The sequence below is a fragment of the Streptomyces sp. NPDC041713 genome, from assembly GCF_055591085.1.
Genome location: NZ_JBVIZY010000023.1, coordinates 23,407 through 39,164, shown reverse-complemented (window position 1 = coordinate 39,164; position 15,758 = coordinate 23,407). Strand labels below are relative to the sequence as shown.

16 protein-coding genes and 1 pseudogene are annotated in these 15,758 nt (G+C 68.5%); 12 read left to right on the top strand and 5 right to left on the bottom strand.

Going from position 1 to position 15,758, the window contains the following annotated elements; all coding sequences use genetic code 11:
- Positions 1-43: 43 nt before the first annotated feature.
- On the bottom strand, positions 44-433 hold the full coding sequence (locus ACZ6CV_RS36475; RefSeq protein WP_469256096.1) for a DUF6415 family natural product biosynthesis protein: 390 nt from the start codon (positions 431-433) through the stop codon (positions 44-46).
- On the bottom strand, positions 430-1,047 hold the full coding sequence (locus tag ACZ6CV_RS36470; protein WP_469256081.1) for an ATP-binding protein: 618 nt from the start codon (positions 1,045-1,047) through the stop codon (positions 430-432). The genes ACZ6CV_RS36475 and ACZ6CV_RS36470 overlap by 4 nt, the downstream gene beginning before the upstream one ends.
- Before the next feature lie 310 nt (positions 1,048-1,357).
- Here ACZ6CV_RS36470 and ACZ6CV_RS36465 point away from each other — a divergent pair, with 310 nt between their 5' ends.
- On the top strand, positions 1,358-2,719 hold the full coding sequence (locus ACZ6CV_RS36465; RefSeq protein ID WP_469256080.1) for an XRE family transcriptional regulator: 1,362 nt from the start codon (positions 1,358-1,360) through the stop codon (positions 2,717-2,719).
- A gap of 33 nt (positions 2,720-2,752) precedes the next feature.
- Positions 2,753-3,658: a phosphotransferase gene (locus ACZ6CV_RS36460; RefSeq protein ID WP_469256078.1), complete on the top strand. Its 906-nt coding sequence runs from the start codon at positions 2,753-2,755 to the stop codon at positions 3,656-3,658.
- A gap of 502 nt (positions 3,659-4,160) precedes the next feature.
- Here the strand turns inward: ACZ6CV_RS36460 and ACZ6CV_RS36455 are convergent.
- The 3 genes from ACZ6CV_RS36455 to ACZ6CV_RS36445 form a co-directional block, all read right to left on the bottom strand.
- Positions 4,161-4,655, bottom strand: a complete 495-nt coding sequence (locus ACZ6CV_RS36455) for a GNAT family N-acetyltransferase (protein ID WP_469256077.1) — start codon at positions 4,653-4,655, stop codon at positions 4,161-4,163.
- Between the two features lie 325 nt (positions 4,656-4,980).
- Complete coding sequence (locus tag ACZ6CV_RS36450; RefSeq protein ID WP_469256076.1) at positions 4,981-5,388, bottom strand: acyl-CoA thioesterase; 408 nt, start codon at positions 5,386-5,388, stop codon at positions 4,981-4,983.
- A gap of 108 nt (positions 5,389-5,496) precedes the next feature.
- Positions 5,497-6,918, bottom strand: a complete 1,422-nt coding sequence (locus ACZ6CV_RS36445; RefSeq protein WP_469256075.1) for a helix-turn-helix transcriptional regulator — start codon at positions 6,916-6,918, stop codon at positions 5,497-5,499.
- Between the two features lie 1,076 nt (positions 6,919-7,994).
- Between ACZ6CV_RS36445 and ACZ6CV_RS36440 the strand changes: the two genes are divergently transcribed.
- The 10 genes and pseudogenes from ACZ6CV_RS36440 (at position 7,995) to ACZ6CV_RS36395 (ending at position 15,740) form a co-directional block, all read left to right on the top strand.
- Positions 7,995-9,056 (top strand): hypothetical protein, encoded by a 1,062-nt coding sequence (locus ACZ6CV_RS36440; RefSeq protein WP_469256074.1) that lies wholly within the window; start codon positions 7,995-7,997, stop codon positions 9,054-9,056.
- Positions 9,053-9,808 carry an ATP-binding protein gene (locus tag ACZ6CV_RS36435; RefSeq protein ID WP_469256073.1) on the top strand — a complete coding sequence of 252 codons (756 nt, stop codon included), beginning with the start codon at positions 9,053-9,055 and terminating at the stop codon, positions 9,806-9,808. Before ACZ6CV_RS36440 ends, ACZ6CV_RS36435 begins: the two co-directional genes overlap by 4 nt.
- Positions 9,809-9,926: 118 nt before the next feature.
- Positions 9,927-10,547 carry a WhiB family transcriptional regulator gene (locus ACZ6CV_RS36430; RefSeq protein ID WP_469256072.1) on the top strand — a complete coding sequence of 207 codons (621 nt, stop codon included), beginning with the start codon at positions 9,927-9,929 and terminating at the stop codon, positions 10,545-10,547.
- A pseudogene (locus ACZ6CV_RS36425) lies at positions 10,544-11,594 on the top strand (DUF2637 domain-containing protein). Before ACZ6CV_RS36430 ends, ACZ6CV_RS36425 begins: the two are co-directional and overlap by 4 nt.
- Entirely contained in the window at positions 11,591-11,782 is a 192-nt protein-coding gene (locus ACZ6CV_RS36420; RefSeq protein ID WP_469256071.1) for a hypothetical protein, read from the top strand. Before ACZ6CV_RS36425 ends, ACZ6CV_RS36420 begins: the two are co-directional and overlap by 4 nt.
- A gap of 37 nt (positions 11,783-11,819) precedes the next feature.
- Entirely contained in the window at positions 11,820-12,104 is a 285-nt protein-coding gene (locus tag ACZ6CV_RS36415) for a hypothetical protein (RefSeq protein WP_469256070.1), read from the top strand.
- The gene (locus tag ACZ6CV_RS36410; RefSeq protein ID WP_469256069.1) at positions 12,101-12,733 is read left to right on the top strand and encodes a plasmid mobilization protein; all 633 of its coding nucleotides are present in this window, start codon (positions 12,101-12,103) and stop codon (positions 12,731-12,733) included. Before ACZ6CV_RS36415 ends, ACZ6CV_RS36410 begins: the two co-directional genes overlap by 4 nt.
- Positions 12,730-14,445: a relaxase/mobilization nuclease domain-containing protein gene (locus ACZ6CV_RS36405; RefSeq protein ID WP_469256068.1), complete on the top strand. Its 1,716-nt coding sequence runs from the start codon at positions 12,730-12,732 to the stop codon at positions 14,443-14,445. Before ACZ6CV_RS36410 ends, ACZ6CV_RS36405 begins: the two co-directional genes overlap by 4 nt.
- Positions 14,446-14,523: 78 nt before the next feature.
- The gene (locus tag ACZ6CV_RS36400) at positions 14,524-14,976 is read left to right on the top strand and encodes a hypothetical protein (protein WP_469256067.1); all 453 of its coding nucleotides are present in this window, start codon (positions 14,524-14,526) and stop codon (positions 14,974-14,976) included.
- Positions 14,977-15,059: 83 nt separating this feature from the next.
- On the top strand, positions 15,060-15,740 hold the full coding sequence (locus ACZ6CV_RS36395) for a hypothetical protein (protein WP_469256066.1): 681 nt from the start codon (positions 15,060-15,062) through the stop codon (positions 15,738-15,740).
- The last annotated feature ends 18 nt before the right edge of the window (positions 15,741-15,758 follow it).

Genomic DNA, 15,758 nt, shown 5'->3' with positions numbered 1-15,758 from the left:
CCCGTGCCGAGTGCTTTCAGCAGGTCGAGAGTGGACCGTGCTTTCATGGCGCGCCGTCTCCCATCAGGTCGAGCACGTCGACGATGGCCAGGGCGAAGCGGATGATGTACCGGTGGGCGTTCCGGGGTTGTGGTCGCTCGGCGCGCAGTTCGGTGAGGAGGTACATCTCATCGACGGGGTATGGCGTGACCGTGTACGGCACGAGCTGGATGAGGGAGAGCGTCGTCTGGCGGAACCGGGCGGCGAGTCCTTCGATTTCCTCTGGAGTGGGGCGCGCGTGTTCACCGAGCACGGCCTCTAAGTCGCCGTACAGCGCCGGCGCGTCGAGGCTGATCTGAGAGCGGCGCAATGCGACAAGCAGCGGCCCCATCTCGTCGGGCGCGGTGGTGTACCGGCGGCTCATCAGCTCCGCGCAGACGCGTGCGGCGGTCATCGTGGCCACCCCTCAGCGGTGGCGAGGGTGCACCACGTCGCCATGCCGTCGGGGCTCACGCCCCACTTGGTCGCGAAGGTGTCCACGAGGTACATCCCGCGGCCGTGCTCCTCCTCCACAGACGCCTTATGCACCTGTGGCGTACTGACCGTGCCGTCGGTCACCACGATAGCGATCGACTCCGTGGTGATGATCAGACGGAACCCGAGGACGATGCCGTACCGCAACGCGTTGGTGGCCAGCTCGCTGATCACCAGCATCGCGCTCTCGACAAGGACGGGGGCAATGCCCCAGACGTTCAGCTTGGCCATGCCGATCCGGCGGCAGCGTCCGACCCACACAGCCTCGGGCCTGGGGACGTCTGCGTACGGGGCCCGGCGGTCGAGCTGGATGACGAAACCCACGTCGTCGAGGACATCGTTCGCGTCCAGGGGGAGGTAGTCAGGAAGACGGTTGGTCGCGGTGCCCATCAGTTCCCGCCTCCGGTGATCTCCGCTGTTGACGACGAGCTGAGCGCCCAAGGGGCGAGGGGCCTCCTTCCTATTCGCCGGTCTCCACGCCTCCTGAAGCGTCGGCTTTGTGGCTTTGAAGGTGACGTCGGTGATGGGCTTCATGGGTGAACTTCCCATCTGCTCAGTGCCGGGGACCCTGCTAGGTGTTGAACCGATTTCCGAGGCGTGGTCGCCAACGGCATCCAGACGGTTGAGCGTTGGCGTTGGTAGTCCCGCCTGCGGGGTTCGGGGTGTAAGGGTTGTCAGAAGGGCAGGCGGCAACAACCGTGACTCGAGCGCGTTTTACGGGTGCGCCGTCCGTTTCACGGTTTCGCGCTTCGGGACCGTGAAGAAGTCACGGATTCTCAACGCAGCGTTGCGGTCTGCTCACTACGCTCGTGACGGGTGACCGCGTACGGAGAAGGGCCCGCTCATGAACCAGCGTTCGGTATCGCACAACCCGTCGTGCGCCAAACGCATCCGCGACACACGGTCCGAGGCGGGATACGGGCTGTCCCAGATCGCTTTGGAGATTCACCAATGCTGCCACGTCAGTTTGCTCCGCGCCCAGCGGCTTGCGCGCGGGTGGGCCCAGACCGAAGCCGTTGAACACTTACGCGCATTGGCGGAAGACCTGGGGCTGACCGCGCCACGTACCGATGCCGACCAACTGCGGCTGTGGGAGATGGGCATGCACCAGCCGCGACAGGGAGCGATCTCCTTGCTGTGCCGTCTGTACGACTGCTCGGCCCATGACCTTGGCTTCGCTGTTCCGGCAGGTGGCGCCTGGACGCCGGAACGGCAGCCCGAGAGGGCCGGCACACCGGTCGATCTGATCGACCGTCGGATTGAGGCTGCCCGCCGTTCCATAGACCGGACTCTGGCGCTGGGCAGTGTCACCGCAGCGCAGATGGACTTGCTCGACGAACGCATCCTCGATGTCCGGCGGCAGTACCTCTACGCCCCGCCCGCGAAGATGCTCACCGAACTGCTCGATGAGTTGGAGGAAGTCAAGAACTTGGCGGTCGACCGGCAGCCTGCCGCGGTGCAAGTCCGGCTGTCGGAGATGACGGCGGTTCTCGCCACGCTGATCGCCGATGCCCTGATGAAGCTGGGGCGCCTCTCACCGTCTCGCGCCTGGTACGACACTGCACAGAGCGCGGCCGACGACAGTGGCAACATCGAACTCAGGGCCCGGGTCCGCGCCCAGCGCGCCATGCTGCCGTACTACTACGGGCCCCTGGAAGGCGCCGTCACCCTGGGCCGGGAAGCTCGTCTGCTCTCGCGGGGCCGACAGACCGCGACAGCCGCCTTCGCGACCGCGGCAGAAGCCAGAGCCCTGGCACGTCAAGGGAATGCCGCCGCAGCGGAGGCAGCCATCGCCGCCGCCCAGCGCTTGTACGACCGCTGTGACCCCGGCGACCAAGACGATGCGTTCAGCTTCCCTGAGCGGCGGATGCTGCTGTACCTCAGCGGCGCCTTCACCGCTCTGGGCCGCAGCAGCCAGGCCCGCCGAGTGCAGGAAGAAGCACTCGCCATGTACCCGGCCCGCACGGGAATCGACCCTGCCCTCCTTCAATTGGAGGCGGCGATCTGCTTGGCACACGACCGCAGTCCGGCCGAGGCATGCCAACTCGCCGGCACCACCTACCTCCGGGTACCAGCCGGCCACCGCACCCACATCCTGGAGGAGCGGGCCCGGGGCGTCCTGGAAGTGCTCCCACCAGGAATACGCCGAGGTCGCGCCGCACGCGAACTCTCCGAAATCCTCGCGCTGCCCAAGGGACGCGCGTGACAGCGCCAGGGATCGTCGGTCAGCCTGAACCCCATGACAGCTCCAGCACCGGCACCCGGCGGCTTCGACGAATTCGAACTGCGCCACATCGTCAAGCACACCTGCGAGGTAGCAGACCTCGACGGGTCGAACGCACGCCTCCTGCGCGGACACACTAACGCCGTCATCCTGCTACCCGAGGCCGCCGCAGTGGTCAAGGTCGCCCGCCGCGGCACCCCGGCCGGCAAAGTGCAACGCACCACCCGCTTCGTACGCTGGCTGATGGACCGCGGCTTCCCCACCGTGCCGCTGCACCCTGGACCGGAACAACCTCTCCTGGTGGACGGACACGCCGTCACCATCTGGACCTACCTTCCGCAGCCAGACCACCCGGTCAGCGCCGCACAGATCGCCAAACCCCTCTTCCACCTCCACTACCTGCCCACGCCACCCGTCGAGCTGCCAGAACACGACAACGTCCGTGCGATCCGCAAGTCCATCGCCGCGATCACCGCCTTCCCCACAGCGACTCTGCGGTTCCTCACCGAACGCGTCGACCGGCTCGAAGCCGAACTCGCCGAAGTGGACTTCGCTTTGCCGACCGGCCCCTTGCAAGGCGACCCTCAGCACCGCAACGCCCTGCATCATGGCGGTGAAGCAGTGCTGTGTGACTGGGACACCGTGGCGTATGGCCACCCGGAGTGGGACCTGGTCACCATCGAAGTCCACTGCCGACGCTTCGGTTACGGCGCGGAGCACTACCAGGAATTCGCCACGGCCTACGAGTACGACGTCACTGCGTTGGCCGGTTTCCCGACCCTGCGTGACCTACGCGAATTGCGGATGATCACCACGAACGCACGCAAGGTGCACCACGCTCCGGAAAGCATCCACGAAGTGCTGCGCCGCGTAGACGGCCTCGGAACCGCAGACTTGGACATGCGCTGGCACATCCTCTGACGGGAGTGTGAGCGTTCATGCGGTTGGTTCAGGCCGCGATTCCGTGAATCCGGCTCATGCTGGGAGCGAGATTCGGTGCGGAGGAGGCGGAACGTGGCTCAGCCGTACAGGTGTGTCCGGCCGCCAGCAACCGACCTGCCGCATCGGCGGTGCCCTGCCACTCGAGCCGGGCTCGTCGGACATGGCGGCGCCGACCGGGATGAGAGCTGCCGCGGAGCTGCGCCCCGGCCGGTGAGCGGACGGTGCGGGCCCGGTCTACCGGTTCGCGGCTTCGCGAGAGGTGATCGGGTTCGTGCGGCCGACCGCGCGGCCCATCGCGTTGCGCACCGCGAGGCCCGGCCGGGTGCGGGGCACCATGAGTAGGGAAACCAGCACCCGGTCGGCGAAGGTCGGGTCGTACTTCGGGCCAGCACCGGCCGCCCGCCGCGGCACGGAACCTCGCCGCTCACGCAGTGCCGACTCGCCCCGCGCCACCGAGGCGGGACCCTCGCATCGTTGCGGGTCAGGCTTTCGCAGGAGTGCTTGCTGGCGGGCGCATCATGAAGACATCGATCGGGTCCTGGGCTTCCACGACGAATCCGTGGCGCTCGTAGAGTCGACGGGCAGCACTGCCCTGCAAGACATTCAAGCCCACGGTCATGCCCTGCGCGTCCGTTCGCTTCAGTGCCGTGCGCAACACAGCGGATCCGAGCCCTCGACCCTGACAGTGCGGAGCAAGGTAGAAGTGCTCCAACCACTGCCTGCCTTCGGCGGGACGGACCGTGACGCAACCTGTCAGTTCACCGTCGATCATGATGATCGACGTGTGCTGCGGGGAGAAGGAGTCCCGCAGCCGCTGCCGTACCCGGTGCTCGTCGTAGCGCCCAAGGCGTTCCAAGTCCGCACGCATGACCGTGGCCCGCAACTCCGCGATCACCTCGATGTCCGCTGCCACCGCAGAACGCAACACCCAGCCCGCGGCGTCCGCCGATGTTGTGGTCCGCGCGGACACTGCCATGTCCGATTGCCTACCGCTCCCCATCACCCCGGCATCCATGGCCGGAGTATCTCAGTCCGCCTCCTCCGAACAGGCATGGGCATCTCCGCCCGGACCACCCGATCCCAGCGCGACCACAACCGCGGATCAGGTCGTAAGCAGCCGAGCAGGGCTGGGTGGGGGGAGAGAACGGTTGTGGCGGCGGCGAGTTGTGCAGGCATGGAGACCATGGACACGATGATCACAACCACCGACAGCCGGAGGAACGGGCCGGAAGGAGAACAGCCTGTATCAGCTCCCGGCTGGGGCGAACTGCCGTATCCGCAGATGACAGAGCACCGTTGTCCTAGGAATCGCTGTAGCGAGCGATGAACTCCTTCTCTGCTTCGCTCAGGCGCCGCGGTCTGCCGTTGTCGAGGTCATAGGCGGCGAGGGTGGTCGTGCCCTCCGCGTATAGCTGATCGACATCTCGGATCTCATACGCCAGCTCGAAGGAGACCGCCCGACTCTGTGTCACCCAAACGTGCACGTCGACCGGGTCCTCGCGATAGTGCAAAGGAGCTCGGAAGTCGATGCCGGCGCGGCTCACGACGAATGCGTTCTGGCGACGGCCTAGCTCGTCGGCGGCCAATACTTCCTGGAACATCCTCGTGCGCGCTTCTTCCATGAACCGGAGGAACAAGGCGTTGTTGACGTGTCCGTACGCGTCGGCGTCAGCCCAGCGCAGTGGGCATGGGTAGGTGTATTTGTGCACGACGGTGTTCCTTCTCCTCGTGGGGGCTGCACTCGGCGTAGTCATGAGCGCCGGCCGCAATGGATCAGGCGGATAGCCTTCTGGCGAGGGCTCCTTGGTGATTTTGCTCTACCGGTTCGGCTGATCGCTGTCGGTCGACGGCAGCTCCGCCCGGATTTCACGGAGGAGGCTCACCCATGTTTCCGCCTCATTGAAGTAGCGGGCCATCGTCGTAGCAGCGTCTTCGGGGTGATGCGGCAACGATGCCCGGAGTACGGATTTCGCTTCAGCTCGAACCTGATCATCGAAATCGTCCCAGGAGAGCCGGGCGAGCACCGTGAGCGGGGAGACTTCGGTAGCCCCCCAGCGTTCGGGAGCTTCCTCGACTGCCCAGGTGACTTTGCGGTTTGAGGGCGAGAGGAACAGCTGCGCGTCGGGGCCCATCCGGCGGCTGAGCGCAGGCAGGGAGACAGCGTCCTGGCCCACCCGGGCCGCGGCCTGCTCCGGGCTGCTGACCAGGACACGGGCGGTGCGGAGGTCTGCTTCACGAAGACGGTCGGCTTCGGCCAGACGCCCCTGCGCCCGGTCTATCCCCTGCGCGAGGTTGTGCGTCTCATCGGCCCAGGCATCACGGATGCCGCCGAGCGCGTCGTGCGTGGCGTCCGGTTTCACTTCGGCGCCGGCTTCGACCCACGTCATGACGACGAGCCGGCAGTCGGGCATGATCGCTGGGTAGGCGACATGGCTGACGATCTCGATCGTCCGGTAGTCGAGCGTCGGCACGGTGGCGAGGAACACGTGCCCGTCGCGGTGCTCGACGAAGTCGGTGTCCGACTCCCAGATACGGAGAACCTCGGGGTTCTTCTTGACGTCCTTGATCAGTTGTTGCAGGTCGGGATCGTCCCCGTGGGTGGTCTCGGCGAAGCGGAGCATCCGCACGAAGACCGTGGCGTGCTTGTGCCAGTCGTGGTAGGTCGCGCGCCCCTCGGCCGTGGTCAGCGCCCACCGGATCAGATTGGCCTTCGGCTCCATCACCCACGGCCAGGTCTCGGCCATCGCCTGGTTGTAAGCCAGGACGTTCCAGTTCCTGTCGCTGAGGTATGTGGGACTGGGCATCTGCTGGTCAATGAGCAGCCGCAGCGCGGGACCAACCTCGGGCTGCCCCTCGGCCGACCGCAGGTAGGTGCCGACGTTGTGGAGCAACAGCGCGCGGCGCTCTTCGGAGTCGAGTTGCAGTAGATCGACGAGGGCGTCGCACTGTTCCTGGGTAAAGCGCGGCGTGGCGCCCGATTCGATGCCGCGCAACTTGCGCTCACTGATTCCCAAGGTGCGGGCGGCGCGAGGCTGTGTGACCCCGGCGACCTTCCTCCACCGCTTGAGCATCGCGCCGAAGCCTATGAACTGACCAGCAGGGGCGGGGCGCGCAGACACGAGTTCCGCCTCTGCGGCACCGGTGCCGCCCGTGTCGAGGTGCTGCCGTGCGCTTATGTCGGAGGTCTCCTCTTCCGCAGCGCCGTTGCTGTCGGACTGGTCCGGTTCCTTCGCGACCATTGAGTTCCTCCCTCACCCTTTCGGACGGGAGACGCGCCTGATTTTGGGCATGCAAAAGGGGGGACAGCTCGATAGCCGACCCCCGCCCTGTCGTCTCCCCACTCACGACCATACGCAAAGATTTTGGCGGTCTTGACCACGTGTGGCCTCGCCCACATACCCCCGGAACGCATAGTTTATTCATGAACGGAACTTGGCGATATCCGAGAGATGTTCACTCGCAAATCGGGCATCTCGACGGCAGATCACGATCGCTCCGCGAAACCGGCAAAAGTTTGCCGGTTTTCGTTCAGTGCTTCCGGGGCCGGTCTAGACCAGCTCGTACCGCCGGCCGCACGACATAGTGGATTACCTCATTCCGCCTACGCCGCAAGCGACTTACGGTCCCGTAGGTGAATCAGTGGTCTCACAACAGCTGCCTGAAGTATGCGGTTAAATCGGGCAAAAGATCATCGTTGACGCCCCTCATGCAGCTTGGCTTAAATCCTTTTGACCAGCTGGTTCAACACGTTGTGGCACGAGGCGCAGGGGGGGTCGCAGTGCAGATCATCTCCGGGAGGCTCGGGGCGATCCGACAGCTGCCTGTGTCGCGGCCCGCGGCCTCGACCCGCAGGCGCCGGTGCCGGCGCCCTCCCTCTGCGACTTGTACCGCCACCTTTAGTTAAGTCTGGATCTTGCGGCGGCACCCGCATATGTTCGTCGTCCCTCGCCGGGCTGCCGTCCGGCGTATGACGCGAGAAGGAGCGGCATGCGGTTCACGCGGGGCATCCGGGCCGGGCCGGGTAGCCCGGAAAACAGCGGCGGCGCCTGAGAGGTGCAACTCCCAGACGCCGACCGCCAAATGGAACTCCTGCCCGTGCAAGGGCCGGAGATTTACCCACCTTCACCGCACCGGGTCAATTCCCAAACACGCCCCGGAGCGGCTTCCACTTCAGAGGAGAGTGTTGCATGCGCGCTGCCCTGCGCAAAAGGTCGGTCCGCCCGGCCAGCGCGGCAGGCTGCCCCCTGTCCACCCCCCGGGACCGCGTGCTGGTCGAGCGGGGCCCGCTGCAGGGTCGCGTCGGAGGTGGGGTCCGATGGCACGCATCCGTACGATCAAGCCCGAGGCGTTCGAGTCGGAGGACCTGGCCTCGGTCAGCCTTACCGCCGAGCGCACCTTCTTCGGACTCCTGACGCAGGCCGACGACTCCGGCCGGCACCGCGACCACCCCGCCATCATCGCCGGGCGACTGTGGGCCCTGCGTCCGGAGCACACCGCCACCCACGTCGCGCGCGACCTGGACGAGCTGGCCTCCGCCGGGCTGGTGTGCCGCTACACCGGATGCGACGGTCGGACCTGGTTGCACATCGTGACCTGGGACCAGCACCAGAAGATCAACAAGGCGACCGCTTCCCGCCTGCCGCGCTGCCCCAGCCACCACACCCGACAGCACTGCGGCAAGTGCCAGGGCGCGGCCTGCCCCAGCACTCGCGCCGAAGCATCGCCGTCGGAGGTGCTGGCTCCTCCCGGAGAACTCCCGGAGGGCTCCCGGAGTCCCCAGGGAGGGCTCCGCAGCCCTGTCACCCGCGCCGTCGGCACTCCGGAGCGTGCTCTGGAGCCCGACACGGCCACGGTCGGTGCCCCCGTGGATGCCGACTCGACACCAGCGGATAAAACGGCAGGTCAGACGGCACTTTCGGAGGACTCCCAGAGGGCTACGGGAGGACTACGGGAGGAGTCACGCCCTGGATCTAGGATCTTGGATCCTGGATCATTCCTTACGGGGCGCGAGGCGCCCGCGCCCGACGCCTCACCGGAGAAGGTCTCGGCCAAGCATCTGGTGGGCGAGTACGTCCGAGGCTGCAACCGCCGCCCTCCGGAGGACTTCCTCGGCCATTTGGGCCGGAAGATCAACACTCTGCTCGACGAGCGGTTCGAGGCCGACGACATCCGCGCCGCGCTCGACAAACTGCGGGCCAAGGGGCTCAATCCCAGCGTCCTGCCGAGCCTGGTGAACGAGGTCGTCAACGCGACGCCCCAGTCAGCCGCCGCCCCGCCGTCCGCCTCCGGCGCGGGGCCCTGGGCCAGCACCGGCAGCTCGTACACGCCGTATCTCAATCCCACCGCCGAGCCGACGACGTTTGGAGGCCACCTGTGACCCGCGCCCGCTACGCCGGCCCGCAGCCCGCGATCTCCGAACGGCTGCGTGAGCGCTTGGAGGCCAAACTCGCCGAGCGCGGCCTGGACCTGGACCGGGCACTGCCAAACACTCCGGAGCCGATCCCGGCCCTGGAAGCCGCCCAGGCGCGCATCCCGGTCGACTACCGCGCCGCCGTGCCCGAGCACCCGGACGTCGCTGCGTGGGTCCGCTCCATCGCCGACAACGCCGTGGCGCCAAACGCCGAGGGCGTCAATCCCCACTACGGCACCGCCGGGCGCACACAGATCACGCACGGACCCAGCCTGCTGCTGTGGGGCTCCACCGGCGCCGGCAAGACACACGAGGCGTTCGGCGCGATCCGCGCCCTGACCGCCGCCGGATGCGGGGTGCACTGGCACGCCACCACCGCCGCCGACCTGTACGCCGAGCTGCGGCCGCGCGCCGGGGCGGATCCTGAGTACCTGCTGCGGCGGATCATGCGGGTCCCGCTGCTGCTGCTCGACGACCTCGGCGCGGCCAAGCCGAGCGAGTGGACCGAGGAGATCACCTTCCGGCTGGTCAACTGGCGTTGCCAGAACCGGCTGCCGACGATCTTCACCAGCAACATGCCGCCCGTGCGCTCTGACCGGATGCCCGCGCGCCAGGCAGTGCTGCGCGACAAGGTCGGAGACCGAGTGCTCTCCCGCCTGTCCGGCATGTGCACCGCCGTCGAGTTCACCGGACCTGATCGCCGCTTCCAGCGCCGCTGACCCGCCCTTGCGCCGCCGATCCCGCCGTGCGGCCCTGTCCGCCGCACCCTGTCCCGCCTCGCCGCGCACCGCCGCACCGCGCTGCCGGCCTTCCCGCGAGGCGATCTCGGAGACTTCCTTGCGCTACAAGACCACGAACGACTCCCCCGCACCGGACCTGCGGGGAATCGCCGACCACAGCTGGCACGCCAGAGGGGCCTGCCACGGCATGGACCCGGCCCGCGCCGACAAGCTGTTCTTCCACACACCCCGGGACCAGCAGGCCATCGCCAAGGCGAAGCGGACCTGCTCGTCCTGCCCGGTGAAGAAGGACTGCTTCAACTACGCGATCGACAACCAAGTCCGATACGGCATCTGGGGCGGCCTGACCGACAAGGAGCGCCAGCCCTGGCTGGCCAACCTGAGCAAGCGCCTGGACTACGGCCGCGTACGCGCCGCCCTCCAGGGCCGGGACGTCCACCTCAGCACTGCGGAGCGCAGCACGGTCATCCACCACGCCTACCTGCGCGGCTGGAGCCCGGAGCGCGTGGCCTACCTGCTGAGTGCCGACCTGGACTGGATCCGCGACCTGATGCGCGAGGCCGCCTACGTCGTCGAGGACCGGGACCGCTACTGGGGCCTCGACGATGCGGACGACGCCGATGGCGAGCGCCCGCAGGGCGGGGAGAGCACCGCGTCGGACGGCCCCCGTCGACTGCAGACCCATGCCCTGATCGCCTCGCTCGGAAAGGCCGCATGACCCGCCCCAGCGCTGCACACCCCGCCGTCGCGCCCGTCGGAGTCTGGGACCGCCTCGCCGTCGTGGTCCTGGGCCTGGCCGGATGCGCTCTGAGTTACGACGCCCTGCAGCAGATGGCCGTCGCCATCCACATCCGCGGATTCCTCACGTACCTCTTCCCGCTCGTGGTCGATGGCTTCATCGCCTACGGAGTGCGCGCCCTGCTGGTCCTCTCCGAGGCTCCGCTGCGTGCCCGCCTCTACGTCTGGGTGCTCTTCGGCACCGCGACCGCCGCGAGCATCTGGGCCAACGCCCTGCATGCGGTACCGCCTCAACCAGCAGACCACCCACTCGGGTCTGCGCCTGAGCGACACCGTCGTCGCGATCCTCTCCACCTTGGCCCCGCTCGCCCTGGCCGGTGCGGTCCATCTGTACATCCTCATCACCCGCTACCACCCGGCGGACCGCACGGCGGTCCGGCTCGAGGAGACGTCCTCCGCGGACCACGCGTGGGCGGACCACGAGCACGGACCGGCTGAGGAAGCCGGTCCGGCGAGCGCGGACCAGGGCGCCCCGGCGGACCAAATGCCGGACCGCGAGCACCCGCGGGCTACCGACGACTCAGCGCGGACCACGGACCAACCGGCCGACTCCACCCCCGCGCACCACGACGCCACGGCCGCGGACCAGCAGACCAACCCGGCACCGGACCACGACCCGGACCACAACGGTCCTGCTGCGGGCCAGCCCGCAGACCAACCGGCGGACCCGGGCGAGGGCGGCGCCACGGGCGGAGGGCAGGGGACGCGGACCACGAGCCACCCCGCCCCAGCCCCGGGCCCTCGGACCAAGCCCGTGGACCAGGACGAAGTCCCGTGGGAAGCGAAGGTCGCCGTCGCGCGCAAAGCCGCCCTCGCAGAAGGCCGGATGACCCGCCGGGCCATCCGACCGCACCTGCGCAACGCCAACATCACCGTCAGCAACGAGCTGTTCAGCGACCTCCAGGCCGCCCTGTACGCGGACCCGACACTCGCACACCTGCCCCGCGACACAAGGAGAGCCCGATGAAGACCTGCGCGCGCTTCGAGCGCATCAATAGCGGCTACGAGCGGGACATCACGTACCTGCGCAACCACTCCCAGCGCAGCGCGGGCACCACGGCAGCCAAGACAAGCGCGACCAATGCCCTCGCCGCGAAGTCGCGCATGGCCAAAGCCCTCGGCCGGCACTTCGAGCGCTGCCCCATATGCGGATGACTGAGCCATACCAGCAGGTCAACCCCTAACCGACGCAGTGGCTCGGCCTGATGCCGGCCACCGCCTCCACCTTGGAGGACCCGCCATCCGCTCACCCAACTCCCGTACGTCCGTCCCGACCGCCGCCGAAGCGAGCGCCTGGGCCGAGGTCCTGGTCCTCCGCCGCCTCCTGCACGCCGCTGTCCCGGCCCCGAACGGTCAGTGGCTCGTGCAGAGCGCGTCCGAGGCGCCCGTCCGCGTCCTGGAGGGGCCCGCCGCCGTGATCGATCTCGCCGCCCAGATCCAGCACCACACCCGCACCACGAGGAACCACACCCGATGACTCAGCAGCACGAACCCCATCTCACCCCCGCGGACGAACCCGGCACCAACTCGCTATCACGGGGAGCAAGTTGGGGCGGAAGCGTAGCTTCCGCCGACTCCGCCCCGAAAGGGGCGGGAGCGGGCCTGCACCAGGGGGCGCAGGTCCGGCAGGCTTCGACCGAGGGCGGACCGAAGCCTGGGGGAAAAGACGAAGCGAACCGCCGCCGTCGCCGCTCGTCCGCCACACCGCGCGCCCGTCAGCGTCCGCGCCAGCCGCGCGAGAAGAAGCGCCTGCACCAGCCCAATGCCCGTTTCAACGATGAAGAGTTCGCGCTGATCAAGTCCGCCGCCGCCCAGTCGAATCTGTCCGTCGCCGGCTTCCTCGCCCGCTCCGCCCTGCGCGCCGCCCGCGACCGTGACCGCACCGCCGCCGAGATAGCCGACGACCGCGAAGTGATCAGCGCCTTGTTCGACTCCCGCCGCCGTCTCGGCTGGGCGGGCAGCAACCTCAACCAGGCCGTCAAGGCACTCAATTCCGGCGCTCCGGCACCGCAACTCGTGGAGGCCGTCGCCGCCGTCCGCGCGGCGGCCGACCGCGTCCAAGAGGCCACCGCTCAGCTCATCGCCCGCCAGCAGAACCCGGCATGATTCCCAGCATCAACGACCCTGGCGAGAACACTGCCGGTCTCCTCTACTACTTGTACGGCCCCGGACGCGCCGAGGAGCACGCCGACCCGCACCTCGTCGCGTCCTTCGACGGTATGGCGCCCGATCCCGGCCGCACCGCCGAATTCCATCGCGCCATCAAAGAGCTGGCAGCTCTTATCGACCAGCCCGTCGAGGCCCTCCCTCCGCACTCCCGCCCCGCCCTGCCCGTGTGGCACACCTCTGTGCGTGCCGCTCCCGGCGACCGCATCCTGTCCGACGACGAATGGGCGGGCATCGCCCGCCGGGTTGTCGCCGCCACCGGCATCGATCCCGGCGACGGGGAACCCGGCTGCCGCTGGGCGGCCGTACGGCACGCGGACGACCACATCCACATCGTCGCCACCCGCGTGTGCGAGGACGGAAGCCGCCCGGACGACTTCCGTTCCGGTATGCGCGCTCAGGCCGAATGCCGTCTCATCGAGAAGGAGTTGGGCCTGACCCTGGTCAACGCGGGAGACGGCACTGCCGCCAAACGCCCCACCAGCGCAGAACGCCACAAGGCCGAGCGCCAGGGCCGGGAGCAGACCGCCCGCGAGGAACTACGTGAGACGGTCCGCCGCGCCGTGGCCGGCGCCCAGAACGAGGAGGAGTTCTTCGACCGGCTGGCCGCGGCCGGCCTACTCATCCGCAAGCGCCAAGCACCCTCCGGTGACCTCCTGGGCTACACGGTGGCGCTGGTTGATGACCGCAATGAGGACGACGAGCCGGTCTTCTTCGCCGGCTCCACGCTCGCCCCCGACCTCTCCCTGCCCCGCATCCGCGAACGCTGGTCCGCCACGCAGCAAGACCCATCTGCCGACGACCTCGCTGGCACGCCTCACGGTCCGGCACAGGCTCGGCGGCGCGCGGCGGCCGCTGCCTGGCAGACGGTCCTGATCATCGACCACGGCAACGACCAACAGGTCGCCGCATCCATCGCGGCGGCCGGGGAAGTCCTCGATGCCCTCGCCAAGACCGCCGCCGCCCATACCCGCAAACAACTCCGTGACGCGGCACGGACTTTCGAGCGGGCCTCCCGCTCCCACGTACAGGCCGAGCGCAGCCACGACCGCGCGCTGCGCCAGGCCGCCCGCGACCTCGTCTACGGCGGACCCGCCCTGGGGCGCGGAGAGGACGGCGCCGCCACCGCCATGGTGATCGACATGGTCGCCTTCCTTGTCATCGCCGCGGCCCACTGGCACGACAGAAAAAACCACGCCCAGCAAGCCGCTGCCGCCCGCCAGGCCGCCGAACACCTGCGCGCGGCCTACCAGTCCGCCGCACAGCATCCGATGGCCGTGCTGCGCCACCGTGGCCGCCGCCTCTCCCAGCCGCTTCAGCGCCGCCAGGTGGCCCATCTGCGCCAGGCGGTTCCGGAGCTGGCCGAACAGATCCTCGCCGAGCCCGGCTGGCATGCGCTCGCCGCCACCCTCGCCGACGTCGAGGCCGCCGGCCACGAGCCCGCCGCCCTGCTCGCCGCGGTCGTAGCACGACGCGAACTCGATACCGCCGAGTCGGTGAGCGACGTCTTGGTCTGGCGGCTGCGTCGCTTGACCGACCTGCCCGCCGACGCCTCCGCCATGCCCGAGCCGGGCACCGCCACGCCGCAGAGCGCCCGGCGGGCGAAGCGGCCTTCCAGCGGGCGCAACACCCCGCCCAGAAAGGCAAGGTAATTACTGAATCTGCAAGTTGCAGCAGGTCAGAGACCTAGTGCACTCTCCGTGTGCCGATCAACGACGAAGAGGGGACAGATGTTTCGACGACGTGCTGACCGCGAGTTCCGTGACGCCCAGCTCACCGGCCAGGCCCTGCTGGAGATGCACGCGACCTGGACGGCGCCCGACTTCGTCAGCCCGGCCGCCGAGCCGACGCCGACCGCGCAGGACAGCACGGGCGTCCAGGAGGTGCCCGACTTCCTGCCGCCGGACCTTCGCGTGCCCTCACGCCACGAGGTCGAGGGACTGATGATGCGCTGGGAGCAGCCGCTCGTCATCGACGGCGAGGTGCGCGAGTGCCCGCAGTGCGGCGCGTACCGGGACTGGATCGTCTTCAGCCTGCGCGACGACACGATCTGGCTGCGCTGCCGCGCCGGCCACAACACTGCGGAGCCGCGTCTGGACCCGGCCTGGTACAACCGCAACTCCGGTCCCGTGGACCACTTCCACCCCACCCTGGACGACGGCCTGCGCCACCTGGGCCACTGACCACCCGTAACCCCCCTCCCGCCGACAGCGGATCGCGTGTCGGCCCAAGTCAGACCGTCCGCTCGCACACCCAGGGGTTTCGCATGCGTCACCACACCACGACCGCCCTCGCTCTGACCACACTCGCCGCACTCGCCCTATCCGCTTGCTCGGCAGGCAGCTCCGGCACCTCGCCGTCGGCGGCCTCCGCGCCCCGCGGTGGAAGCGACGCCGTCGGCGCCAAGCCGCTGTCCTCGGCCGCGCTGAGCAGGCGGCTCCTGGCCGAGAAGGACCTGGGCGGGGGCTACGTACGTAAAGCCGAGAGCACTCAGCACAACGACGACGTCACGGTGATCGGCTGCCCCGCCCTCGACGAGCTCGGCGGGGACGCGGCGACCGGCCAGAGCCTCGACTTCCCGAGCAAGGCGAAGGCCGCGTTCACCTACAGCGGCAGCAGCAACTCCGAGGTGAGCGAGGAGCTCTACAGCAACACCGCCAGGAAGCTGTCCGACGGCGTCGGCCGCATCTTCGACGCGATGGCCTCCTGCCCCAAGTACCAAGTCGTCTCGGGTAGCACTGCCATCGACATGACCACTGAGACAGCCACCGCACCCGACCTCGGGGACGAGCGATGGAGTCATCTGCTGACCTACGCGGTTGGCGGGCAGCGTACCGTCGTCAAGCAGACAGCAGTCCGCGCCGGGAACATCGTGGTGATCGTCTCCGGCTCGCCAGCCCTCGTCGACGCCCATCTCGACAAGGCGCTGAACAAGGCACGTGCCTAGGGGTGAAATCCTTACCCA